This window comes from Geobacter pickeringii (assembly GCF_000817955.1).
Lineage (GTDB): Bacteria > Desulfobacterota > Desulfuromonadia > Geobacterales > Geobacteraceae > Geobacter > Geobacter pickeringii.
The window spans coordinates 2,708,760-2,731,021 of sequence record NZ_CP009788.1; the positions used below are offsets into that span (position 1 = coordinate 2,708,760).

Annotated in this window: 22 protein-coding genes; 7 read left to right on the forward strand and 15 right to left on the reverse strand. The window is 64.5% G+C overall.

Annotated features, from left to right (window positions below; genetic code table 11):
- Positions 1-109 precede the first annotated feature (109 nt).
- Entirely contained in the window at positions 110-355 is a 246-nt protein-coding gene (gene relB / locus GPICK_RS12205) for a type II toxin-antitoxin system RelB family antitoxin (protein ID WP_039743592.1), read from the forward strand.
- Positions 355-624, forward strand: a complete 270-nt coding sequence (locus tag GPICK_RS12210) for a type II toxin-antitoxin system RelE family toxin (protein ID WP_039743594.1) — start codon at positions 355-357, stop codon at positions 622-624. Before relB ends, GPICK_RS12210 begins: the two co-directional genes overlap by 1 nt.
- Here GPICK_RS12210 and GPICK_RS12215 read toward each other — a convergent pair.
- The 8 genes from GPICK_RS12215 to GPICK_RS12250 form a co-directional block, all read right to left on the reverse strand.
- Positions 621-941, reverse strand: a complete 321-nt coding sequence (locus GPICK_RS12215) for a hypothetical protein (RefSeq protein ID WP_039743597.1) — start codon at positions 939-941, stop codon at positions 621-623. The genes GPICK_RS12210 and GPICK_RS12215 overlap by 4 nt on opposite strands.
- Positions 942-1,184: 243 nt before the next feature.
- Positions 1,185-1,487: a helix-turn-helix domain-containing protein gene (locus GPICK_RS12220; RefSeq protein ID WP_039743599.1), complete on the reverse strand. Its 303-nt coding sequence runs from the start codon at positions 1,485-1,487 to the stop codon at positions 1,185-1,187.
- Positions 1,488-1,490: 3 nt separating this feature from the next.
- A complete protein-coding gene (locus tag GPICK_RS12225; protein WP_039743601.1) occupies positions 1,491-1,838 on the reverse strand; it encodes a type II toxin-antitoxin system RelE/ParE family toxin in 348 nt (115 codons plus the stop codon).
- 157 nt (positions 1,839-1,995) lie between these two features.
- Entirely contained in the window at positions 1,996-3,078 is a 1,083-nt protein-coding gene (locus GPICK_RS12230; RefSeq protein ID WP_039743603.1) for an MlaD family protein, read from the reverse strand.
- A 19-nt stretch (positions 3,079-3,097) separates the two neighbouring features.
- A complete protein-coding gene (locus GPICK_RS12235; RefSeq protein ID WP_039743605.1) occupies positions 3,098-3,835 on the reverse strand; it encodes an ATP-binding cassette domain-containing protein in 738 nt (245 codons plus the stop codon).
- A 37-nt stretch (positions 3,836-3,872) separates the two neighbouring features.
- Entirely contained in the window at positions 3,873-4,643 is a 771-nt protein-coding gene (locus GPICK_RS12240) for an MlaE family ABC transporter permease (protein ID WP_039743607.1), read from the reverse strand.
- Between the two features lies 1 nt (position 4,644).
- On the reverse strand, positions 4,645-6,963 hold the full coding sequence (gene lon, locus GPICK_RS12245) for an endopeptidase La (RefSeq protein WP_039743609.1): 2,319 nt from the start codon (positions 6,961-6,963) through the stop codon (positions 4,645-4,647).
- A gap of 127 nt (positions 6,964-7,090) precedes the next feature.
- Positions 7,091-9,007, reverse strand: a complete 1,917-nt coding sequence (locus GPICK_RS12250) for an ABC-F family ATP-binding cassette domain-containing protein (RefSeq protein ID WP_039743611.1) — start codon at positions 9,005-9,007, stop codon at positions 7,091-7,093.
- 273 nt (positions 9,008-9,280) lie between these two features.
- Between GPICK_RS12250 and GPICK_RS12255 the strand changes: the two genes are divergently transcribed.
- The 5 genes from GPICK_RS12255 (at position 9,281) to GPICK_RS12275 (ending at position 14,740) form a co-directional block, all read left to right on the forward strand.
- Positions 9,281-11,665 carry an Rne/Rng family ribonuclease gene (locus GPICK_RS12255; RefSeq protein ID WP_039743613.1) on the forward strand — a complete coding sequence of 795 codons (2,385 nt, stop codon included), beginning with the start codon at positions 9,281-9,283 and terminating at the stop codon, positions 11,663-11,665.
- Between the two features lie 37 nt (positions 11,666-11,702).
- Positions 11,703-12,551 carry an autotransporter outer membrane beta-barrel domain-containing protein gene (locus tag GPICK_RS12260; RefSeq protein ID WP_052263421.1) on the forward strand — a complete coding sequence of 283 codons (849 nt, stop codon included), beginning with the start codon at positions 11,703-11,705 and terminating at the stop codon, positions 12,549-12,551.
- Between the two features lie 356 nt (positions 12,552-12,907).
- The gene (locus GPICK_RS12265; protein ID WP_052263422.1) at positions 12,908-13,138 is read left to right on the forward strand and encodes a hypothetical protein; all 231 of its coding nucleotides are present in this window, start codon (positions 12,908-12,910) and stop codon (positions 13,136-13,138) included.
- A 36-nt stretch (positions 13,139-13,174) separates the two neighbouring features.
- Positions 13,175-13,399, forward strand: coding sequence for a hypothetical protein (locus GPICK_RS12270; RefSeq protein WP_039743615.1), 225 nt, complete (start codon positions 13,175-13,177; stop codon positions 13,397-13,399).
- Between the two features lie 138 nt (positions 13,400-13,537).
- On the forward strand, positions 13,538-14,740 hold the full coding sequence (locus GPICK_RS12275) for a methionine adenosyltransferase (RefSeq protein WP_039743619.1): 1,203 nt from the start codon (positions 13,538-13,540) through the stop codon (positions 14,738-14,740).
- 9 nt (positions 14,741-14,749) lie between these two features.
- Here the strand turns inward: GPICK_RS12275 and GPICK_RS12280 are convergent, their stop codons facing one another.
- The 7 genes from GPICK_RS12280 to GPICK_RS12310 all read right to left on the reverse strand — a co-directional run bounded on the left by GPICK_RS12280 (position 14,750) and on the right by GPICK_RS12310 (position 22,182).
- Entirely contained in the window at positions 14,750-16,390 is a 1,641-nt protein-coding gene (locus GPICK_RS12280; protein ID WP_039743621.1) for an aspartate:alanine exchanger family transporter, read from the reverse strand.
- A 72-nt stretch (positions 16,391-16,462) separates the two neighbouring features.
- On the reverse strand, positions 16,463-16,885 hold the full coding sequence (locus tag GPICK_RS12285) for a hypothetical protein (RefSeq protein ID WP_039743624.1): 423 nt from the start codon (positions 16,883-16,885) through the stop codon (positions 16,463-16,465).
- A 4-nt stretch (positions 16,886-16,889) separates the two neighbouring features.
- A complete protein-coding gene (locus tag GPICK_RS12290) occupies positions 16,890-17,597 on the reverse strand; it encodes a Smr/MutS family protein (protein ID WP_039743627.1) in 708 nt (235 codons plus the stop codon).
- A 21-nt stretch (positions 17,598-17,618) separates the two neighbouring features.
- Entirely contained in the window at positions 17,619-18,488 is an 870-nt protein-coding gene (locus GPICK_RS12295) for an OmpA/MotB family protein (protein ID WP_039743629.1), read from the reverse strand.
- 58 nt (positions 18,489-18,546) lie between these two features.
- Positions 18,547-19,761 carry a DUF401 family protein gene (locus GPICK_RS12300; protein ID WP_039743631.1) on the reverse strand — a complete coding sequence of 405 codons (1,215 nt, stop codon included), beginning with the start codon at positions 19,759-19,761 and terminating at the stop codon, positions 18,547-18,549.
- A 75-nt stretch (positions 19,762-19,836) separates the two neighbouring features.
- Positions 19,837-20,568 carry a tetratricopeptide repeat protein gene (locus tag GPICK_RS12305; RefSeq protein WP_039743633.1) on the reverse strand — a complete coding sequence of 244 codons (732 nt, stop codon included), beginning with the start codon at positions 20,566-20,568 and terminating at the stop codon, positions 19,837-19,839.
- An 84-nt stretch (positions 20,569-20,652) separates the two neighbouring features.
- Entirely contained in the window at positions 20,653-22,182 is a 1,530-nt protein-coding gene (locus GPICK_RS12310; RefSeq protein ID WP_039743635.1) for a lytic transglycosylase domain-containing protein, read from the reverse strand.
- Positions 22,183-22,262 lie beyond the last annotated feature (80 nt).

A 22,262-nucleotide genomic window follows, 5' to 3' on the forward strand; every position in this document is an offset into this window, starting at 1 on the left:
TAGCGAAGACCGCGTGCCGGCGCTGGTTGGCGCTTTCATTTTCAGGTTGCTTAAATCGATACTCTCCGGTAAAGTGTATTACAAAGTATAACAAATCAGGAGGCATCACATGCTTGCCGTACGCCTTGACCAGAATACTGAATCTCGACTCGACCGATTAGCAAAAGAAACCCATCGTTCCAAGTCATATTTTGTGAAGCGGGCAATTACCACTTTTCTTGATGAAATGGAAGACAAGCTAATTGCCGTTGCCCGTCTTGAACAGGAGAACCCTACCTTTCTGACAAGTGATGAACTCTGGCGCGAACTTGGATGGGACAAACCGGCTGAAAAACCCAAGCGTCAGAGGAAATGATGCCTGTCTATACCGTCCTCTGGGAAAAGGGGACCAAACACGATCTTAAGACCCTCGGTCGTAAGGCTGCCGAACATATCCGTGAAGCGGTTGAGACCAAACTGGCGCATGATCCTCGTCAGGGTAAGCAGTTGCAGGGGGACTTCAAGCCACCTCTTTGGAGTTACCGAACTGGAGTTTATCGCGTAATCTACACCATTACAGATTCCGAGCTGGTGATATGGGTTGTGAGGGTTGGGCACCGTAAGGAGGTTTACCGGAAACTTTAGTCCTCAGGCTGAAGAGTGTACCCATAGTCTCCAAGCCGTTTTTTTGCTTTTTTCAGCTCTTCCTCACTGAATAGTTCTCGCCATTTCTTATCTTGGATGAGTGCTTCGACAGTCAGGTCAAGTCTTTTTCTCTCCCACAGAGCCGTATAACCCTCAGAGACGTTTGGAGCATTCACTAGGCGTTTCGCCGTTTCCAATCCGCCGTGCTCACACAACATCTGATGATACCGGTGGGCTGGGTAATCAGCCTCTCTCAGTGCGCGAACATAAATCTTCATCATGGCCGCATCGAATTCCCGTTTAAGATCGTTATTCATTATATGCCTCTCTTTACTGATTCTGCGAACAACGGGGTCGGCCATGACCGGCGGCGTTAGCCGTCCGAGTCTATGGGGCGACCAAAGGGGACGGGCGACCAAAGGGGACGTAGTTGATTTGTTGACTTGTTCCCCCAGAAGCCTCGTTACTCAACTAATCAACTACGTCCCCTTAGCCATTCCCTCCTCACTGTTTTGAGGCTGACTCACAACCTTCTAATACAACTTCTCCATATGTAAGCGCTAGACGTTTATGCCGATGTGACGACCGTCCGCCAGTTCGACATCCAGAGACAGTTTGCCACCAAGTGCCTCTACGTATCGCTTCAGAGAAGAAATCTTGACCTCATGACCGCGTTTTTCGAGGTTGGCCACGGAGGGTTGCGATATTCCAAGGGCTACCGCAAGATCATGCTGCGACATCTCAACGGTTTGACGTAGCTGAGCAAGGCGAAGCTCGAAAATTTCCTCATCCGCTTTAGCACGCGCTGCTGCGACTACAGTCGGGTCTACTTTTTTTATTAACTCCGAAAGGTGCTTTGCCATAACTCACTCCAGTTCTTGCAGATAGTTCAGAAACTCACGCTCTGCAATAGGGACCATGGTTTCGTAGAATTGCTTGTTTCCGGTTTTGTCTCCGCCGCAGAGCATCACTGCTTGGCGGAGAGGGTCAAAGGCGAAAAAGACACGGTATGGTTTACCTTTGCGTTGCACGCGGAGTTCTTTTAGGTTCTTTACCTTGTCAGTGCCCTTGAGACTGTCAACGTGTGGCCTGCCCAACGTCGGGCCGTATTGCTCAAGAACGAATATGGCTGCCAACACATCTTGTTGTTCCGAAGCATTCAAGCTCAGAAACCAATCATCGAAGTATTCGACCGTTACAACTTTCCAAGCCATATGTTCATTCCGTTTGCTTTTAAAATAGCTTTCAAGCTATATAATGTCAAGGCTATATTTTTGTGGTTTGGTTCCATGATCATTGGTTGTTTATATAGATGACGGCGGCAATGATGACCAAAAGCCCGCCTTTCGATTTGCAACCACTCGCGTCCCCTCAGAACAGCGAGAACTTCACATACCGCTTCGGATTTTCCTTGATGTCCTTCACCAGCACATCCAGGTCGCTCACCATCCGGTTGAGCTTGTCGTACAGCTCCTTGTCGGAGAGGAGCTTGCCGGCGGTCCCTTCCCCGCGCTTGAGCCGGTCGGTCACTTCCTCCAGGGAGGTCATGGAGCGGTCGGCCCGGTCGATGAGGGCGATCCCCCGGTCGTAGAACTCGCGGTCGCCGAGGAGCTTGCCGACGGTGCTCTCTTTGGAGGTGAGCTTGCGGTTCAGCTCCCGCACGTCTTCGGCGGCCTGGACGCTCTTGTCCGCCAGGGCGACGAGCTTGTCGTAGAGCTCGCGGTCGTGGAGGAGCTTGCTCATGGTCCCGCCGGAGGACTGGATGTCATGGAGGGTGTCGTCGGCGCGGTTCAGGATCCGGACCAGCTTGTCGTAGGGCTCGCGGCTCTTGTTGAGCATCCCGAGGGTTCCCTCCCCCCGGTTGACCGAGACGGCCACGGCGTTCAGCTCGCCGGTGAGCCGCACGAGGTTGTCGTAGAGCTTCGGGTCGTTGGCGAACCGGCCGAGGGTCCCTTCCCCCCGCTCGGTCTTGGCCACGATGGCGTTCACCCGGTCGAAGGCCTGCCCCGCCTTCTGCACCACGTCGTCGATCTTCGGCATCGGGGTGCCGTGGAGCCGGGTGACGGGGGTGTGGTGAACCGTCATGCTCGGGGTGATGTCGACGTATTTCTCGCCCAGGAGCCCCCGGGTCTTGACGCTGATGACCGAATCCTCCCCGATCTTCCGGAGGGCGGTCCGCTCCACCTCCAGGGCCACCTCCACGTCGTTGGCGGTGTCGGGGCGCTCGAACCGGATGTCGGTCACGATCCCGACGTCCACCCCGGCGAGCCAGACCGGCGCCCCCACCTTGAGCCCCGCCACATCGGTCATGATGACCGAGAGCTGCCCCTTGGGGACGAAAAATTTGGTCTTGTCCCCCATGATGAGAACCCCGCCGGCGAAAAACGCCAGGGCGGCAAGGATGAATACCCCGCCCCGCAACTGGGACCACGCGATGTTGTCGCTTCGTTTCATGTGCGGCTTTTGCCCCCCTCTATCCCATTCCCATGAACAGCGACCGGTCGGTCGGTGTCAAAAACTCCCTGATCTGCGGCAGCTCGCACTGGCGCATCTCCGCTTCCGTCCCCTCGAAGGCGAGCCGAGCCTCGTGGAGGAAGGAGAAACGCTCCGACACCGCGAAGGCGGTCTCCAGGTCGTGGGTGACCATGAGGGTGGTCTTCCCCTCCCCCTGGAGGCGGAGCATCAGGTGGCGGATGTTGTAGACCCCGATGGGGTCCAGGCCGGTGGTCGGTTCGTCGAAGAAGATGTAGTCCGGCTCGGCGGCCAGGGCCCGGGCGATGGCCGCCCGCTTCTTCATCCCCCCCGAGAGCTCGGCGGGGTAGAGGTCGATGGTCTGTTCGAGCCCCACGAAGCCGAGCTTCTCCAGGACGATCCGCTCGATCTCGGCCTCCGTCAGCCGCCCCTCCTCGAAGAGGCGGTAGCCGACGTTCTCCCCGACGGTCATGGAGTCGAAGAGCGCCCCCCCCTGGAAGACGATGGCGATCCGCTTCCGCACCCGGGACAGCTCGCTCTCGGAGAGCCCGCCGATGGCCGTGCCGTCGATGTAGATCTCTCCGGCATCGGGCCTCAGGAGGCCGAGGATCAGCTTCAGGATGGTGGTCTTGCCGGCACCGCTCTTCCCGAGGATGGTCCGGTTCACCCCCCGCTCCAACTCCAGGTCGAAGCCGTCGAGGATCCGCCTCCCCCCCACGGCGTAGGCGACCTTCTCCATCCTGATGCTGCATCCGCTGGCCGTCACCCGCCCTCCCTCACCGGAACACAATGAAGATCTTCGTCATGAAAAAATCGCACACCAGCACCATGACCGACGAGAGGACCACCGCCCGCTTGGCCGCCGCCCCCACCCCCTCGGCGCCGCCGCGGGTGTTGAGCCCCGCGTAGCAGCCGATCATGGCGATGACGAAACCGAAGACCAGGGGCTTCACCACCCCCTCGATCAGGTCCTGGAACACCATGAACTGGGAGAGGGATTTCCAGTACATGAGGAGGTTGATGTCGTACCCCACCGCGATGACGAACCCCCCAAGCAGCGACACGGCGTCGGTGACGATGGCGAGCATCGGCATGGCGATGAGGAGCGCCTTGAGCCGGGTCGCCACGAGCCGCTTGACGATGTCGGTCCCCTCCACCCGCATGGCGTCCACCTGCTCGGTCACCACCATGGTGCCGAGCTCGGCGGTGATGGCCGAGCCGACCCGCCCCGCCACCATGAGCGACGAGAGGACCGGCCCCAGCTCCTTCACCATGGTCACCGCCACCATCCCCCCCACGTAGCTCGTGGCGGCGAAGGGCTTGAGCTGGATCAGCGCCTGGAGCGCCATCACCATGCCGGTGAAGAGACCGGTGAGGCAGATGATGAAGAGGGAGCCGACCCCCGCCTTGTCGAGCTGGGTGGTGAACTCGCGGTAATAGGCGGGACGCTGGAAGATCCGGACGACGGCCTTCCCGCAGAGGGAGAAGAACGCCTGGAATTCCAGCAGGAACGATTTGACCCTATGTTCGACGAAGGTAAGGGGCATGTTACTGCAGCGCCATCGCGATCGCCTCGCGCACGTCGTCCACGAAGACGAATTCGAGTTCGTTTCTCACTTCCTCGGGGATCTCCTCCAGGTTTTCCCGGTTGCGGGACGGGGCCACCACCTTCTTCACCCCGGCGCGGCGGGCGGCCAGCACTTTCTCCTTGAGCCCCCCGATGGCCAGCACGCGGCCGGTGAGGCTGATTTCGCCGGTCATGGCGACGTCGCGCCGCGCCAGGCGCCCCGCCAGGAGAGAGACGATGGCGGTGGCCATGGTGACGCCGGCCGAGGGGCCGTCCTTGGGGATGGCGCCGGCCGGGACGTGGATGTGGAGATCGGTCCCCTCGAAGGCGGCTTCGTCGATCCCCCATTCCACGGCGTTGGCCCGCACGAAGGAGAGGGCCGCCCGGGCCGACTCCTTCATCACGTCGCCGAGGCTCCCGGTGAGGATCAGTTCCCCCTTCCCCTTCATCCGGGTCGCCTCCACGAAGATGATGTCGCCGCCGCTCTCGGTCCAGGCGAGGCCGGTGACGACGCCGCTGCGGTCCTTCTCCGCCGCCACCTCGTTGAAGAACTTCCGGGGGCCCAGGAGCTCCTCCACCACCTCCGGCGTGATCGTCTCCCGCGGCGGCTTCCCCTGGGTGATCTCCTTGGCCACCTTGCGGCAGACCGAGGCGATGCTCCGCTGGAGGTTGCGCACCCCCGCCTCCCGGGTGTAGTCGCCGATAACCTTGGAGATGGCCGCCGTGGCGAAGGCGGGGGGGCTCTTCGCCAGGCCGTTTTCCTCGACCTCCTTCGGGATCAGGTAGCGGACGGCGATCTTCTCCTTCTCCTCGTCGGTGTAGCCCGAGAGCTGGATCACCTCCATCCGGTCCTTGAGGGCCGCGGGGATCGGGTCGAGGAGGTTGGCGGTGGTGATGAACATGACGTGGGAGAGGTCGAAGGGGACGTCGAGGTAGTGGTCGGTGAAGGTGTAGTTCTGCTCCGGGTCCAGGACCTCCAGGAGGGCGCTGGCCGGGTCGCCCCGGAAGTCGAGGCCGATCTTGTCCACCTCGTCGAGCATGAAGACCGGGTTGTTGCTGCCGCAGCGGTAGAGCTCCTGGATGATCCGCCCCGGCAGGGCGCCGATGTAGGTGCGGCGGTGGCCGCGGATCTCCGCTTCGTCCCGCATCCCCCCGAGGGAGACCCGGATGAACGTGCGCCCCAGCGCCCGGGCGATGGACTTGCCGAGGCTCGTCTTGCCGACGCCGGGGGGGCCGACGAAGCAGAGGATCGGCCCCTTCATCCGCTCCCGGAGGCTCCGCACGGCGAGGTATTCGAGGATCCGCTCCTTCACCTTCGTGAGGTCGTAGTGGTCCTCGTCCAGCACCGCCTCGGCCTGGTTGATGTCGTTGTTGTCGGTGGTGGCGTTCTGCCACGGCATCCCGGCCAGGTAGTCGAGGTAGGTGCGCGACACGGTGTACTCGGGGGAAGCGGGGTTGATCCGCTCCAGGCGCCGGAACTCCTTGTCGGCAATCTTGCGCACCTCGGACGGCATCCCGGCCGCCTCCAGCTTCCTCTTCAGATCGGTGAGCTCCGCGGAGCGGGAGTCGTCCTCCCCGAGCTCCTCCTGGATCTGCTTCATCTGCTCCCGCAGGAGGTACTCCTTCTGGCTCTTGCCGACCCGCTTGGTCACCTCGGTCTGGACCTCGTTCTTCACCTGGAGGCGCTGCACCTCCGCCGTCAGGTGCATGTAGACCTTCTTCAGGCGCTCCAGGGGGTCGATGGTCTCCAGGAGCCGCTGCTGGTCGTCGAGGGGGAGGTTCACGTAGAGGGCGACGAGGTCCGCGAGCCGCGCCGGGTTGTCGATGAGGTCGATCATCTTCATGACGTCGTCGGGGAGGGGGCGGCCGTAGGAGAGGGCGATCTTGAGGAGGGCGTTCAGGCTCTGGACCAGGGCCTCGGCCACCACCGACTTCTCCACGAACTCGTGGATCGGCTCGCAGCGCGCCTGGAGAAACGGCTCCACGGCCACCATCTCCTCCACCCGCACCCGGGAGAGCCCTTCCAGCACCACCTTCCCTCCCCCTTCGGGGAGGCGATAGATCTGGTTCACCTTGCAGAGGGTGCCGATTTCCCAGAGGAGCGGAGGGGTGCCGGAGGCCGGTTCCTCCTTGATCCGCACGACCACCACGAGCTGCTCGTGGCCGAGCATCTCCTCGAAGGAGACCAGCTCCTCATCCTTGAGAAAGAGGGGAAAAATCATGAAGGGAAAGGCGACGATTTCCCGCAAGGGGTAGAGGGGGACGTGGGAGGGGAGCGATATCGACACGGATTCGGACATGGGCAATCCCTGAGATCGAGAGGTCGAGGCCGGTTCAAGTCCTCAAAGAGTACCCCCCGAAGCCGCGACTGTCAATGATTCGCGCCGCCGTATACCTCCACGCCGAAAGGAAGGCGAGAGGGAACGGTCAACCGGCGGCGCCGAGCCCCTCCCACTCCTCGTAGAGAGCGGCGATGAACGCGGTGAGGGCGGCGTGCTCCTCCCCCCCCCGCCGGGCCGATTCGTGGTCCTGGAAGAAGGCGGGGTCGGCCATCCGCTGCTCCAGTTCGGCAAGGCGCAGCTCCTCGGCGGCGATCGACTCCTCGATCTCGGCCAGCCGCTTCAGGCGCCGCTTGTCGTCGCGCTGGCGGGCCTTTTCCTCCTCCCGCTGCCGCTGGCGCTCCTCCTTGGAATCGGCAAGTGACGGAGGCTGGGGGGCGGAGGCCAGGGGAGGCTGGCCGTCGACCGATGCCTTCTTCCCCAGGTAGTATTCGTAGTCGCCGTGGTAGCTGGTGAGGGCTCCCCCCTCCACCTCCACCACCCGGGTGGCGAGGCCGTCGATGAAGTAGCGGTCGTGGGAGACGAAGACCACGGTGCCGTCGAAGGTCCTGAGGGCGTCGAGGAGGACCTCCTTGCTGAAGAGGTCCAGGTGGTTGGTCGGCTCGTCCATGAGGAGGAGGTTGGAGGGGCGCAGGAGCATCTTGGCCAGGGCCAGCCGGTTTCGCTCCCCGCCGGAGAGGACCGCCACCTTCTTGTGGATGTCGTCCCCCGAGAAGAGGAAGGCGCCGAGGATGTCCCGCAGCTGCGGCACCGTGTCGAAGGGGGCGTCGGCCAGGATCTCCTCGTAGGCGCTTCGCCCGGCGTCCAGCACCTGGGCCTGGTCCTGGGCGAAGTAATCGGGGACGACGTTGTGCCCCACGATCCGCTCCCCCCCCTGAATGGCCTTCCCCGCCAGGACCGCCATGAGGGTCGATTTGCCGGCCCCGTTGTGCCCCACCAGGGCGATCCGCTCCCCCTTCTCGACGGTCAGGTCGACCCGGTCGAGGACGACGTGGTTGCCGTAGGCCCGAGTCACCCCCTTGAGCTCTATCACCACCCGGCCGCTCTTGGGGGGGTCGGGGAAACGGAACCGGATCTTCTTCCGTTCCGGCGGAAGAACGATCCGCTCGATCTTCTCCAGCTGCTTGATCCGTGACTGCACCAGCGCCGCCTTGTCGGCCTTGTAGCGGAAGCGGCTGATGAAATCCTCCAGCTTGGCCACCTCCTCGTCCTGGCGCCGCTTCGCCTCCCACAGGGCCGCCACCCGCTCCTCCCGCTGGACGAGGTAGCGGCTGTAGGAACAGTGGTAGTCGGAGAGGGCCTCGTTCCAGACCTCGGTGATCCGGTGACAGACCCGGTCCATGAAGAAGCGGTCGTGGGAGACGAGGATCACCGATCCGGGATAGGCGCAGAGGTACTCCTCCAGCCAGTTGCGGGCCTCGATGTCCAGGTGGTTGGTCGGCTCGTCGAGGAGGAGCACGTTCGGCTTGCGGAGCAGGAGCTTCGCCAGGGCGATCCGCATCTGCCACCCCCCCGAGAACTCGCCGCACTCCTTGCGGCCGTCGGCGTCGGAGAAGCCGAGGCCGGCCAGCACCCGCCCCACCTCCGCCTCCATGGCGTACCCGCCACGCAGGCGGAACTCCTCCTGGAGCCGGCCGTAGCGGTCGAGGAGCGCGTCGTGCTCCTCCCCCGCCGCCGGGGCGGCTTCCAGGCGCATCGTCAGGTCGTGGAGCTCCCGCTCCATCTCCCGCAGCTCCCCCAGCGCCTCCATCGCCTCGTCGAAGAGAGGGCGGCCGCGGGTGACGATCCCGTCCTGGGGGAGGTAGCCGACCGTCGCCCCCCGGGCAAAGATCATCTCGCCGGCCGAATGCTCCACGAGCCCGGCGATGATCCGCATCAGGGTCGACTTGCCGGCCCCGTTCTCGCCGACGAGGCCGACCCGCTCCCCCTTCTTGAGGTGCCAGTCGATGGCGGTGAAGAGCGGGCGTCCCGCGAAATCTTTGGAAAGCTTTTTCAGGTGGAGCATGGCGTTGGTTCCGATCCTTGTTTCGTGTGCCGCAGCGGTCATTGTAGGGGGGGGAAAATGGCGTTGTCAATCACCGATCCCCGCAACACAGCCCCGTGCCGAAGTTTTTTGTTATTAATACGGGAAAAGTCTGGTATACTTTCAAGGTTTATCACGCTTTCCACGCCTCCGGGCGTTCGGAATATCATATCGGGCCCGCGGCATCCCGCCGCGGCCGGCCGAAATCTCCGCGCCGCGGGAGACGCTCCCGCGCCGCACAAAGGAATCCCATCAATGGCAAAGAAGATGCTCATCAACGTGATGCATCCGGAAGAGGCCCGCGTCGCCATCGTCGAAGAAGGCAAGCTGGTCGATCTGGACATCGAGATCGCCGGGAGCGAACAGACCCGCGGCAACATCTACAAGGGGGTGGTGGTCCGGGTGGAACCGGGGCTCCAGGCCGCCTTCGTCGACATCGGACTCAAGAGGCTCGGCTTCCTCCAGATGGGGGAGATCCACCCCTCCTTCTGGCAGTGGCGCAGCGACATCCCCGAGGAGCAGCGCAGCCGCCGGCCGCGCATTCAGGAGATCCTCCGCCGGGGGCAGGAACTGGTGGTCCAGGTGGAAAAGGGGGAACGGGACATGAAGGGGGCGGCCCTCACCTCCTACCTGTCGCTGCCGGGGCGGTACATGGTGCTCATGCCAGGGAGCGACTCCGCCGGCATCTCCCGCAAGGTGGAGAGCGAGTCCGACCGGAAGAAGCTGAAGGAGAAGGTGGCGGAGATGGAGATCCCCGAGGGGCTCGGCTACATTGTCCGGACCGAGGCCCTCGGCAAGACCAAGACCGAGCTCGCCAAGGACCTCCAGTACCTCATCAAGCTCCACGACACCATCCAGGAGAAGGCCGCCGACACCAAGGGGCCGGCCCTCATCTACCAGGAATCGAACCTGGTGATCCGCACCATCCGCGACTACTTCACCGCCGAAATCGACGAGGTGCTCGTCGACAGCAAGGATGTCTACAAGCAGGCCCGGGACTTCTTCAAGCAGACGATGCCCAAGTTCGAGAAGCTCGTGAAGATGCACCAGGAGAAGCGCCCCATCTTCTCCCGCTACCAGATCGAGGAGCAGATCGACCTGATCTACGAAAAGAAGGTGCCGCTGAAGTCCGGCGGCTCCATCGTCATCGAGCCGACGGAGGCGCTGGTCTCCATCGACGTCAACTCCGGCAAGTCCACCGGCGAGAAGGGGGTGGAGGACACCGCCTTCAAGACCAACCTGGAGGCCGCCGAAGAGGCGGCGCGGCAACTCCGGCTCCGGGACCTGGGCGGGCTCATCGTGCTCGACTTCATCGACATGCGGGACAAGAAGCATATCGCGGCGGTGGAGAAGACCCTCAAGGCGGCCCTCAAGAGCGACAAGGCGCGGGTCACCGTGGGACGCATCTCCCAGTTCGGGATGCTCGAGATGTCGCGCCAGCGGATCCGCCAGACCCTGGATCAGGCCAGCGTCCTCGAATGCCCCCACTGCTCCGGCCGGGGGAAGGTGAAATCGGTGGAGAGCATGGCCCTCTCCTTCCTGCGCAAGGTCCACGCCGCCGCCGCCAAGGGGACCGTGGCCGAGGTGCAGGGGGGACTTCCGCTGGAGGTGGCCTACTACCTCCTCAACCGCAAGAGGGGCGAACTGGCCCAGATCGAGAGCGACTACGACATCGTCGTCACCGTCAAGGGAAAGACCTCCCTCCTCATGAACCAGGTGGAGCTGGAGCTGGTCAAGCGGGAGAGACCGCTTTCGGCCGAGCTGGCCCCGGAAGCGGCCGAACCCGTCGAGCGGAAGGAGCGGGCGCCGAAGGAGGTGGCCGCGGGAGAGGAGCCGGCGGAAGCCGCGGAAGGGAAGAAGAAGCGGCGCCGGAGCAGGAAGAAGGGGGGCGCCGAAGAGCCCCTGGAGACGGAAGCGGCCGCAGAAGCCGCCGAGGAGACCGTCGTCGAAGAACCGTCCGAAGAGCACGAGGCGGAGGAGACGGAGGCCGGAGCCGAGCCCCCCGCCGCGGAAGGAGCCCGGAAGAAGCGGAAACGCCGGCGTCGGCGCGGCAAGAAGCCACCGGTTGAAGGTGCCGAGAGTGCTGCCGAAGGGGCAGAAGGAGTCCCGGCCGAGGAAGCGGTCCAGCCCGCACCCGAAACGGAAGGGACCGAAGAGGAGGCTCCCGCCGCCGACGAGGCGAAGAAAAAACGCCGGCGGCGCCGCCGGCGCGGCGGAAAGCGAGGCGCCGAGGAGGGGATGGCGGCCACGGGCGAAGAAGCGGCGAGCGAGGGACCGGCGGCAGAGATCGAGCCCCCCGTCGTTCCGGCCGTCCCGGAACCCGCCCCCGAGGCGGTCCCGGCGACTGCAAAGCCGAAGAAGCCGCGGGCGTCCCGGGCGAAGAAGAGCGTACCTGCAGAAGAAGCGGCCGAACCGGCGGCAGCGGCGCCGGCCGCTCCCCCCGCCGAAGCCCCCGAAGTGGCGGCAGAACCCCCCGCGCCGAAGAAGCGGGCACCCCGGAAGAAGAAAGAGGTCCCCGCCGAGGAGGCGGTCACCGCGGCACCGGCAGAAGAGCCGGCGCCGGAGGGAGGGGAAACGCCAAAGAAGAAGCGGGCACCGCGCAAGAAGAAGGAACCGACGCCGGAAGAGCCGTCGGCCTGATCCCCTCGGTCGGCTCCCGTCCCAAGGAGGAACTGACATGATGAAGCGGATAATCGGAACCATCGCGGTTTTCGCGGCGCTCACGGCATCCTCCGCCACCGCCGCAGGATTCGAGGAGTTCTCGCTCTACCCCACCATCCAGTACTTCACCTGGAAGGAGTACGACAGCGGCGGTGCGCGCCTGCTGAAGGAGGATGGCCCCCTCTTCGGGGTGGGAGGGACGGCGACCCTCGACCTTCACGACAACTTCCTCTTCCTGAGAGGAAAGGCGGAACTGTTCGGCGGTCAGGTCGACTACGACGGACAGACCACCGACACCGACCCCCGCTTCGACCGCCTTCCCGTCAAGAGCGACGTCAACTACTTCGGCGGGAAGATCGAGACCGATTTCTCCTGGCGCCTTCCGGGGCCCGACGGCTCCCTGGAGCCCTTTGCCGGCCTCGGCTACCGCCACTGGCTGCGCAACATAGAGGCATCGTCCACCCAGACCCGCGACGCCATCCCGGTCGCCGTGCAGACCTCCTCGGCCACCGAGGAGTGGCTCAGCCTCTACGCCCGCCTCGGCGTTCGTGGCACCTACCGCCTCTCCGACTCGGTCCGCATCTCCCTGGAGGGGGGTGCCCGGTACCCGTTCCTCAACCGCAACTACGCCGAAGCCTTCGGCCAGAACGTGACCCTTGAGCCCCGCGGCTCATGGTCGGCCTTTGGGGAGCTGAGTACGCAGTTCGGCCGCTTCCGGCCGGCCGTCTACTACGAAGGATTCCGGTTCGGCAAGTCCCCCACGGTTGCCGCCTACGATCCGGTCAACGCCCAGCTGGTGGGGATTCTCCAGCCCGAATCTTCAGCGGACATCATCGGCTTCAGCTTCAGTTTCCTCTTCCGGTAACGTCCCTCCTTCGACGGCGACAGAACGGGCGGAGCCTCCTCACGGGGCTCCGCCTTTTTGCTGCCCGGGTGTATAACTTCACCATGCACCCAGCCACCTTCAGAATAACTCCGTAATTTCAGCCCATTACCCCCAACATTCCTTCACGGATGCCATTCAGAGATGCCGCGCGCGTATACCCCGAGTATACAGAACAGCCGCGGCACGCCCCGCTCCCTCCGGAAAACAGTCAGCGTGATCCTTCTATTTCCGGCATGTTACGCAAGAAACATGAACGCCGGCTCACCGTTGGTACATCCGGTGCAGAAAGGAGATCACAAACCTGACGGACCGGTAACACACGCGGAGAGAATGAGATGAGCATTTTGACGTTTCCCCCCCTCGACGAGGGTATCCCCCCCATAGCCCTCGGTGGTGTCGGGATGGAAGATTTCCTCCTGGCGCTCTTTGCCGGCTTGGGAACCATGGCCGTGGTAATCCAGCTCCTGCCGGGTCTCATGCTGTTCAGTTCCATGGTCAGGAGCATCTTCAGCACTCCACGGCAGATCGCCCCGCCGGGAAACGGCGCCGGAAACGGCCCGGCGTGAACGCGCCGCGCCTCGGCGGCTCGAAGGAGAGTATCCATGAACGCATCGATCACAACGGCATTGCTCGCAGTTCTTGCACCAGCCACCCCCGCCCTCGCCTCCTCCGGCGGCACCGACGGATTCACGGGGGTCTTCATGGTGGTCTTTCTCAGCTACTGCGCCATCATCGTCGTTGCCCAGGCCCTGGCCGCGCTGCGCGCCCTGATGGAGTGGACCAACCGCAAACCGACGACGGCCGCTCCCGAGGAGAGCGACGGGTAACGTAGGTCGGCCCGGTGGACGAGACGGTCTCCCGAAGGCCGTCGACCGCGCGGTCAGCACCCGACGCGGCCGGCGGCCTTTTTTGCGTGGCCGGGCCGACCGGCATGACATTCCCTCCCGCTGTGCTAGAGTTACAGCATGATCACCATCGAGAGCCATAGCGGGCCATCGGCCGCAGAACACCGGGTGGAAATCGTTGAGCGGAAGGGGACGGGGCATCCCGACTCCATCTGCGACGCGGTGGTGGACGCCATCTCGGTGGCACTCTCCCGCGCCTACCTGCGCACGTTCGGCCAGGTCCTCCACCACAACATCGACAAGAGCCTGCTGGCCGCCGGGCGCGTGGAAAAGGGGTTCGGCGGCGGACGCGTGACCGGTCCCATGGAGTTGATCATCGGCGACCGGGCCACCTTCGCCATGGGGGGGGAGGAGATCCCCGTGGCGGAGATCGCCGTGGACACCGCCCGGCAGTGGTTCCGGGACAACCTCCGCTTCGTGGACCCCGACGAACATGTGACCTTCCGGCTCGTCCTCGCCCCCGGCTCCCCGGAACTGACCGACATCTTCGCCCGCCCCGGCGCGGTCAGGGTTGCCAACGACACCTCCGCCGCCGTCGGCTACTGGCCCCTCTCCCCCACGGAGCGGGCGGTGCTCTCCCTGGAACGGTTCCTCAATTCGCCGTCGTTCAAGGAGCGCTTCCCCGAAACGGGGGAGGACGTCAAGGTGATGGGGCTGCGCACGGGAACCGACCTGGAACTGACCGTGGCGATGCCGCTCATCGCCCGGTTCATCGGCTCGGAGGGGGAGTACTTCGCGCGCCGGGAGGTCATCCGCAGGGCGATCGGCTCCTTCGTGGAGGCGCTGGCCGGCTTCGGACGCCGGGAGGTCAGTCTGAACGCCCTGGACGAGCCGGGGCGGGGGCTTGGGGGGGTCTATCTCTCGCTCCTCGGCACCTCGGCTGAGGATGCCGACTCAGGGCAGGTGGGACGGGGCAACCGGGTGAACGGGATCATCGCCCTGGGTCGCCCCCTCGGTACCGAGGCGGCCGCCGGCAAGAACCCGGTGAGCCACGTGGGGAAAATCTACAACGTCCTGGCCCACCGCCTCGCCCGGCAGATCTGCCAGGAGATCGAGGGGATCCGGGAGGCGTCGGTCCTGCTGCTGAGCAGGATCGGCACCCCCATTGACCAGCCGCGGATGGCTGCAGCCCAGCTGCGGCTGGAGCCGGGCCGGCGGCTCACCGAGGTGAGTGGCAGGGCGGAGGAGATCATCGCACGGGGGCTGGCGGGGATCGGTGAATTCTGCCGGGAGCTGGCGGAGGGGCGACACCCGGTCTGCTGAAGGGCGACGCTACATGAGGAGCGAGAGGAGTACCTGCACGATGAGGATCTTCCCGATGGTCGCCACCGGATAGACCGAGGCGTAGCCGATGTTCGGCAGGTCGTTGCCGGTCTGCTCCAGGGCGTATCCGAGAACGGCGGGCTGGGTCTGGAGGCCGGCCACCATGCCGATCAGGAGGCTCATGGGGATCTTCAGGAGCTTGTGCCCCACCCAGAGGGCAAGGAGAGCGGTAACGCAGGTGATGACCGCGCCGGCGGCGAAGATGGCGACGCCTCCCCCCTTGGCGAGGGTCGAGACGAAGCCGTAGCCGGCCCGGGTGCCGATTCCGGCCAGGAAGAGCACCAGGCCGATCTGGCGAAGGGTCATGTTGGCACTGTAGGGAAGGCTCCAGACCATCCCGCCGCTGCGGCCGATGGTGCCGAGGATGAGCGCCACGATGAGGGGACCGCCGGCAAAGCCAAGCTTGAGGGTCACCCCGCCGGGGAGAGGGATCGGCACGGTGCCGAGGAGGAGCCCCAGGGCGAGGCCGAGACTGAAGGTGAGGATGTCGACCTCTGAAACGGCCCGGTAGGAGTCGCCGAAGAAGGAGGTGACCTGCGCCATCCGGTCCCGCCGGGTCACTACCCGGACCCGGTCCCCCAGTTCCAGCACCATGTCGTCATGGGGGAGGAAATCGTCGTCGCCCCGGCGAACCCGCGTGACGGTGGCGTCGAACCGCTCGAAGAGGCCGAGATCCCCGAGCCGTCGGCCCGCCACCCGCGGGTTGGAGACGAAGATCCGCCGGTAGTCGAATTCGCTCCGGTCGTGGGCAATCTCCTCCTCGCTCACCTCGCCGAGTACCGCCGCCACCCGGTCCAGCTCCGATGCCGTGCCGATGGCGATGACGAGGTCTCCCGGCTGCAGCCGGACCTGGGGACCCGCCAGGAGATACGCCTCGCCCCGCTTGATCCTCCCGAAGATGACGTCCCATTTCTCCTGCCGCGAGAGGGCCGCGATGGTCTGCCGCTCCGCGCCGGGCCACGCGACCCGGATGGTGGCGCTCCGCAGCGCCTCGGTGGCAGCGCCGGCAATCTTGAGTCGTTTCCCCTCCGCGGCGTAGTCGATGCGCCAGAGCTTCTGGACGAGGCTGATGGCAAGCACCACCCCCATGACCCCCATGGGGTAGGCGATGGAATACCCCACCACCGGCTCGGCCAGGAGCTGGTCGACGAGGCCGGGGGAGGCCAGGTGCTTGATCGTCTCCAGGGCCCCGGCCAGCGCCGGCGTATTGGTGAGGCTTCCCGCGAAGAGGCCGGCGGTGACGCTCCCCGACAGGCCGAGGAGACGCTGGGCGCCGACGGTGAGGAGCGCGGCTATGACGATGCCGCCCAGAACGAAGAGGTTGTTGCGGACCCCATCCTGGCGCAGCGACGCCACGAAGGCCGGTCCGCTGGAGAGACCGATGGTGTAGACGAAGAGGGCAAGCCCCAGGACGTAGACGATCTCGGGGAGCTTCAACTCGGGGTGGATCGAGCCGATGGCGAGACCGACGAAGAGCACCGAGGCGACGCCGAGGCTCGAACCGCGGATCCGGATCCGGCCGAGGGGGTAGCCGACGGCGGCCACCAGGAAAAGGAGAAGGAGCGGGTTGTCGATCAGAAGCTTGAGCATGGCAGATCCGGGGTGAGGCAGTAGAGTGGGGAGCGTTCGCTCTCGTTGGATGCGGGGAGGATTGCGGTTGGCCTACAGGCGGAGCATCGGCTTGATGTTGTCCGGGACATAGTTCCGTTCCACCGGCCACCCCTTACCGGGGACATAGACCGTTGCCAGGCGGTAGGCGATGAAGCCGAGCAGATCGAAGGGTTCGGGGAGCTCCGGCTCGACCCGGACCACCTTGAAGCCAACCAGGTCCCCCACGGCGGGAGCGTCGGTCGCCTCCTTGAGGGTACAGGCGTCGATCACCCTCCCCCCGCTCCGGTTCGCCAGGCGGATGCTGAAGTAGCGCTCCCCTTCGGCGCCGACCCGCCCCCGCTCCTCCACGAGGGCCGGGACAACCGCCTCCAGGAGGAGGGCGTTGTCGAGATTCTCGCAGGCGTAGCGGAAGGCGGCCCCGGAATCCGGGAAGACGATCGGTTCGCGCGTGCGGCGACGCAGAAAGCCGAACACGGCCCTATCCGTCCTTCTGGTCGGGGCGTTTCAGAAAGACCACCAACGCCCCGCTCCCCCCCATATCGCGGGGGGCGGGAGCGAATTCGGCCACCATCCCCTTCCCCTTCTCCCGGAGCCAGCCGACCACCGCCCCCTGCAGCACCGGCTCGCCGGCGGAGTTGTTCCCCTTGCCGGTGATGATGAGCAGCGCCTTCTCCCCCTGGCGGTAGGCGGTGGCAACGAAACGTTCCAGCGCCTGCACCGCCTCTTCCCGCGTCAGGCCGTGGAGATCGAGCTCCCTCACGATCCGGATCGTCCCCTTCTTCAGCTCTCGGAGGCGGTTCACCGGCAGCGGCCGCAGCATCCCCCCCGAGGCAGGCACACCCTCGCGGAACGAGACGTCGAGCTTGAGCTTCGAGAGGGCGGCGAGGAATTCCCGCTGGTCTCCTTCGTCCACCGCGGGCGCCGGGGCCGACCGGGGGGCATCGTGCTTCGGGGAGACGGATGCCGCCGCACGGGGAGCGAGGGGCTTCGCGTCGCTGACCGCGCGGAGAAACAGGGTCGCATCGTCCGGCTCCGACACCGGGGGGGGAGGCGGAGCGGCTTTTTTCTCCGGCTCCGCCCGCCGTGCCGGCTCGGCCTGGAACCCCTTCAGGGTCGAAAAGGGCCTGCTGCCGAAGTCAGGCTCTTTTTTCCCGGGCTGTTCGGTTTTGTGGGTTTTCTTCTTCATTCGCCTGACATCCGCAGCCGGCTACGGAGCCTCCTTCGGCACAAGGATGATCTCGATCCGCCGGTTCTTCGCCTTTCCCTCTTCGGTGCCATTGTCGGCCACCGGCTTATACTCGCCATAGGCAACCGCCGACAGGACCTGCGGGTCGATGCCCCGGCTCTGGAGGAAACGGGCAACGTTGATGGCCCGCGCCGCCGAGAGCTCCCAGTTGGTGGGAAACTTCTTCGTCAGGTTGCCGACGATCTGGACGTTGTCGGTATGCCCCTCGATCCGGATCGCCTTATCCTTCACCTCCGTGAGGATATCGACCACCTTCTGAAGCACCTGGAGCCCTTCGGGCTTCACCTCGGCCCTGCCGGAGTCGAAAAGAACGGCGTCCACCATGTTCACCGTCAGCTTCCCCTTGAGCTCGGAGATGGTGACCTGCCCCTGGGATATCTCGCTCTTCATCTTGTCGAGAAGGTCCTCGTAGGTCTTGCTCACCTCCTTGACCTTTTCCTCCTTCGCCTTCTGGGTCGACGCGATCTCGGCCCTGAGGCGCCCGTTCTCGCCCTCCAGATCGGCCACCTTCTGCCGCAGGTCGGAGACGGACTGGGAAAGGCTGTCGGATTTGGCTTTCAGGACCTTCTCCAGCTCCCGGTTGTCGGCGATGAGCTTCTCCTTCTCCTTCCCGAGGCCTGCCGCCTCCCCTGTCGCCTTCGCCAGCTGCGCCTTCAGGGTGGCGTTCTCGGCCGTCAAGGCCTGGTATTTCTCCTGAAGCGTCGAAAGGTCCTTGGAGAGCGTATCGGCCTCCTCCACCTTCTTGAGATATTTGCTCTCCGCTACGAGGCAGCCGGAAAGGGCACACGAGGCGCAGGCAACGAGTACGAGGTATGCGAGACGTTTCACCATGAAAATCCTCCTTGATCCTGAAGGTTCGCGCGAAGCGGGGGGTTCCGCGGTACGCGCGCTACGAGAAAATATACACCGGCACCGCGCCTGCCGCAAGCACAAGGGTCTGGGGAATCCAGAGGCGACGGTACACCCGGGACATGTCCGCCTCGAAGTATTCGCGGGTCAGCACCAGGCAGAGGTGGACCGGCGAGAGCATCACCCCGGCGAAACCGCTTCCGAAGGCAAGGGCGAGGAGGCCGAGCGACGGGGGGTCACCCCCCATGAGCGGCATGAGGATCGGAAAGGTGATCCCCACGTAGGCGATGGTGAGGCCGGTCATGAGGCCGGCCAGGAACGGGATGGCGGTGATGATGAGAAGCACCGGGAGGCCGCTGGCGGCAAAGAAGCGGGAGATGCCGTCCAGCGCCCCCGTCACCCGGAGGGTCTCCTGAAAGATCATGATCCCGAAGACGAGGAAGAGCGCCTTGAGCGACACGCTCTCCCGCAGGGACGTCAGGATGGCAGACGGCCGGTAGCGATGGCCGGCATAGAGGAGCGCCGTGACGCTCCCCATGGCGATCACCGGATTCACCCGGAACAGCACCACGGCGGCGAGCGTCGCCACAATCGGAGCAATGGTGAAGAGAAAGGTCCGCAGCGCCCGCCCCCTGCCGGTCCGGTTCTCCGCGGCGGCGGGAATGGAGCCGATGCCGGCAAAGCAGAACAAGGCCCCCCAGCACACCACCGAGACGGCGAAGGGGGCGTTGGCGAGGACGATCCGCTGGTAGGGGATGTGACTGAGGCCGGCAACGAGGATAATGCCGGGGTAAAGCGGAGAGACGTACTCCCAGATGTGCCGGTACCAGTAGTTGATCATCGCCTTCTGGTCGGCAGGGAGCGAGAGCCGGGCCGACGCCTCGCGGACCATGGGGGCGGAAAACACCGCCCCCCCGGGGGACGGGAGCATCCCGATCATGGCCGGCATGGCCGCCATCACGAGGCGGGGGTCGGGAAGGAGCTCCGAGAGGCTCTCCACCATCCGCTTCAGGGTCCCCGTAGTGCGGAGGATGTTTTCCATGATCATGGTGAAGACGAGGGTGGCGGTCATCTCCAGCGATTGGGGGGAGACCAGGGCGGTCCGGACCCCGAAGAGAAAGCGCAGCGGCGGCGTCAGGTAAAGGAGGGCCAGGAGGAGCGATCCGGCGACCATGACCGTCCCGAGATGGACCTTGCGCCGCAGCAGCCACACCACGACAGCAAGGACGGCGATCGTTTTCAGGAGGTCCGTCATTCGGTTCCCCCCTCCAATGAAAAAAGGGACGACGCCGTCCCTTTCTCCCGAAAATATCCGTGCCGCACCCTCCGCCTACCTCCGGACGATCCGCCGCTTCATGCCGCCCATGGCGGCGGCCTGCTGCTTCATGACGACGCTCTGGCGCTCCAGGTGGAACTGCAGCCACATGTCGCCGTACACCTTCATCTTCATCTTCTTCGTGGCCTGGAGCGCTTCGAGGTTCGCCTTCAGCTTCTCGTCGCCGGGGAGCTTCTTGAGGCCGCGCTCCAGCACGTCCTTCGCCTGCCCGAAATCCTCGCACTCGGTCCAGCAGTAGGCGTAGAGCGCCCAGATGAGCGACTCCTTCGGGCTCCACTGCACCGCCTTCTCAAAGGTCTCCTTCATCTTGTCGCGCTTGGTGCGCTTCATGTAAGTGATGGCGAGCATCCCCATGGCGACCCAGTTCTTGCCAAACGATTTCTCCAGGTACGGGAAGGCATTGCTGAAATCCCGCTTCAGGTAGTAGATCATGCCGATCTGGGCGTTGATCTGCCCCTCGACGTACATCTGCCACTTGGAATAGCGGAACGCCTCCTTGAGCTCGCGGATCGACTTGTCGACACGCTGCGCCTGGAGGTCCCGGTTCGCGGTCTCCATCACCTCCAGCACCTTCTTCATGACGATGCGGGAGATGAGCAGGAACGATCCCCCGAAGAGGACGAGGCCGACGAGGATCGCCCACCACCAGGAAGAGGCGCCCGCGGAAAGGATGATGACCAGGATTGCGACCAGGGCGATGCCGCCGGAAATCAAAAAGTTATACATTGAATGAAGGTTCCTTTCGTGTGAGGCTCATGCAACACTGCTGCGGGACCGCCCTGACGGGGCCGTGCCGGACCGGCGAAACGGCTAGCCGTTCCCCTCGCCGTTCGGCGCGGGGACCATCGCCCCCTTCTTCTCCACGTATTTGGCGACGATGATCCGCTTGCCGGGACGAAGCGCCAGCTTCCCCCTGATATTGTTCCACGTCGCCAGAATGCGGGAGGAGATATTGAACTTTTTCGCCAGCGACGCGAGGGTATCCCCCCGCTTCACCGTGTAGTACTTGTGGAACTCCCGGAAATTCTCCTTCCGGCCGGCCTCTGCCGCGGCCACCTTCACCTCGGCGTGCTCCTCGGTGGCGGCAGGGATCGGCACGAGAATCGTCCGGCCACGGAGCTTCTTCCCGACCGCAATCCTGTTCACCTCCGCCAGGGTCTGGGCGGTGGTCCCGTAGCGGCGCGCGATCGCCTCCAGGGTCTCTTTCTTTTTGACCCGGTGGCGGGCGTAGGCGATCTTCTCCTTGAAGCGCTGGTCCTCGGGGACCTTGGCGTAGGCCTCCTCGAAGAGCTTCTTCGTCCCCTTCGGAATCTTCAGTTCGTATGCCGGATAGCTCGGGGGGGTGCACCAGCGGCGCAGCTCCGGGTTCAACTCCTTCACGGTCTGGTAGCTCACGTCGCTCAGCTTCGCCACGAGCTCCAGGTCGGTGCGGGACGGGATCGTGACGGTGTCGAACTCCACGGGGGGGAGGTACGCCACGTCGGCGAACCCGTATTTGGCCGGCTCCTTGGCGATGATGGCCGCGGCAAGGAGCTTCGGCACGTAGTCCTTCGTTTCGCGCTTGAGGTACGATCCCTTGGAGATTTCCCAGAAGTCGCGGGTGTTGTACCGCTCGATGGCCCGCAGGATCTTGTTCTCACCGGCGTTGTAGCCGGCGGCCGCCAGGTACCAGTTGTTGTTGAAGAGGGCGTAGAGCTCCTTCAGGTAGAGGGCCGCGGCCACCGTCGACTTGAGGGGGTCACGGCGCTCGTCGATCCACGAATCGATCCGGAGCGAATACCGCTTGCCGGTCCCCGAGATGAACTGCCAGGGACCCACGGCGCTCGCCACCGACACGGCGTGGGGGGTGAAGCCGCTCTCGATCATCGCCAGGTAGACGAGGTCTTCGGGGAGCCCGTTCTTGCGGAGAACCTCGCGCATCATGGGGATGTAGCGCTCGGAACGGGAGAGCCAGCGGGTGAACGCCTTGCGCCCGGCGCTCTGGAAGTAGCCGACGAAATACTCGACCTTGCTGTTGAGGGTGAGGGGGATGTCGGAGTCGGGGAGCTCCTGTTCCGGAAGCTTCAGTTCGAACTCCTCGGCCACGTCGTCCAGCAGGTCGGAGGCGACGAGATCCGAGACGGCGGAATCGGGAATCCCCGACCGGCGACTCTCCGCGGAGAGGGCAGCGACGCGGGTGGACACACTCTCCCCCCGCGGCATGATCCCGGCGAGATCGGGGAGCGTCGAACCGGCGCCGTGGGCCGTGAGCTCCCTGAGCGGTGCGAGCTGGGCGTCAGAAGCAAAGGCGGGCGTGGAGATTGCGAACGTTATGATGAACAGGAGAAGCGTTTTTTTCATGGGGGGAACCTTCCGCGCATGGCTGGTGGCCGGATGTGGGAAGTCGGTGCCGGACGGAATTCGCAGTATAGAGAAATCGG

Coding starts and splice junctions, on each gene's coding strand:
- relB (WP_039743592.1), top strand. CDS start 110: ATGCTTGCCGTACGCCTTGACCAGAATACTGAATCTCGACTCGACCGA.
- GPICK_RS12210 (WP_039743594.1), top strand. CDS start 355: ATGCCTGTCTATACCGTCCTCTGGGAAAAGGGGACCAAACACGATCTT.
- GPICK_RS12215 (WP_039743597.1), bottom strand. CDS start 941: ATGAATAACGATCTTAAACGGGAATTCGATGCGGCCATGATGAAGATT.
- GPICK_RS12220 (WP_039743599.1), bottom strand. CDS start 1,487: ATGGCAAAGCACCTTTCGGAGTTAATAAAAAAAGTAGACCCGACTGTA.
- GPICK_RS12225 (WP_039743601.1), bottom strand. CDS start 1,838: ATGGCTTGGAAAGTTGTAACGGTCGAATACTTCGATGATTGGTTTCTG.
- GPICK_RS12230 (WP_039743603.1), bottom strand. CDS start 3,078: ATGAAACGAAGCGACAACATCGCGTGGTCCCAGTTGCGGGGCGGGGTA.
- GPICK_RS12235 (WP_039743605.1), bottom strand. CDS start 3,835: ATGGAGAAGGTCGCCTACGCCGTGGGGGGGAGGCGGATCCTCGACGGC.
- GPICK_RS12240 (WP_039743607.1), bottom strand. CDS start 4,643: ATGCCCCTTACCTTCGTCGAACATAGGGTCAAATCGTTCCTGCTGGAA.
- lon (WP_039743609.1), bottom strand. CDS start 6,963: ATGTCCGAATCCGTGTCGATATCGCTCCCCTCCCACGTCCCCCTCTAC.
- GPICK_RS12250 (WP_039743611.1), bottom strand. CDS start 9,007: ATGCTCCACCTGAAAAAGCTTTCCAAAGATTTCGCGGGACGCCCGCTC.
- GPICK_RS12255 (WP_039743613.1), top strand. CDS start 9,281: ATGGCAAAGAAGATGCTCATCAACGTGATGCATCCGGAAGAGGCCCGC.
- GPICK_RS12260 (WP_052263421.1), top strand. CDS start 11,703: ATGATGAAGCGGATAATCGGAACCATCGCGGTTTTCGCGGCGCTCACG.
- GPICK_RS12265 (WP_052263422.1), top strand. CDS start 12,908: ATGAGCATTTTGACGTTTCCCCCCCTCGACGAGGGTATCCCCCCCATA.
- GPICK_RS12270 (WP_039743615.1), top strand. CDS start 13,175: ATGAACGCATCGATCACAACGGCATTGCTCGCAGTTCTTGCACCAGCC.
- GPICK_RS12275 (WP_039743619.1), top strand. CDS start 13,538: ATGATCACCATCGAGAGCCATAGCGGGCCATCGGCCGCAGAACACCGG.
- GPICK_RS12280 (WP_039743621.1), bottom strand. CDS start 16,390: ATGCTCAAGCTTCTGATCGACAACCCGCTCCTTCTCCTTTTCCTGGTG.
- GPICK_RS12290 (WP_039743627.1), bottom strand. CDS start 17,597: ATGAAGAAGAAAACCCACAAAACCGAACAGCCCGGGAAAAAAGAGCCT.
- GPICK_RS12295 (WP_039743629.1), bottom strand. CDS start 18,488: ATGGTGAAACGTCTCGCATACCTCGTACTCGTTGCCTGCGCCTCGTGT.
- GPICK_RS12300 (WP_039743631.1), bottom strand. CDS start 19,761: ATGACGGACCTCCTGAAAACGATCGCCGTCCTTGCTGTCGTGGTGTGG.
- GPICK_RS12305 (WP_039743633.1), bottom strand. CDS start 20,568: ATGTATAACTTTTTGATTTCCGGCGGCATCGCCCTGGTCGCAATCCTG.
- GPICK_RS12310 (WP_039743635.1), bottom strand. CDS start 22,182: ATGAAAAAAACGCTTCTCCTGTTCATCATAACGTTCGCAATCTCCACG.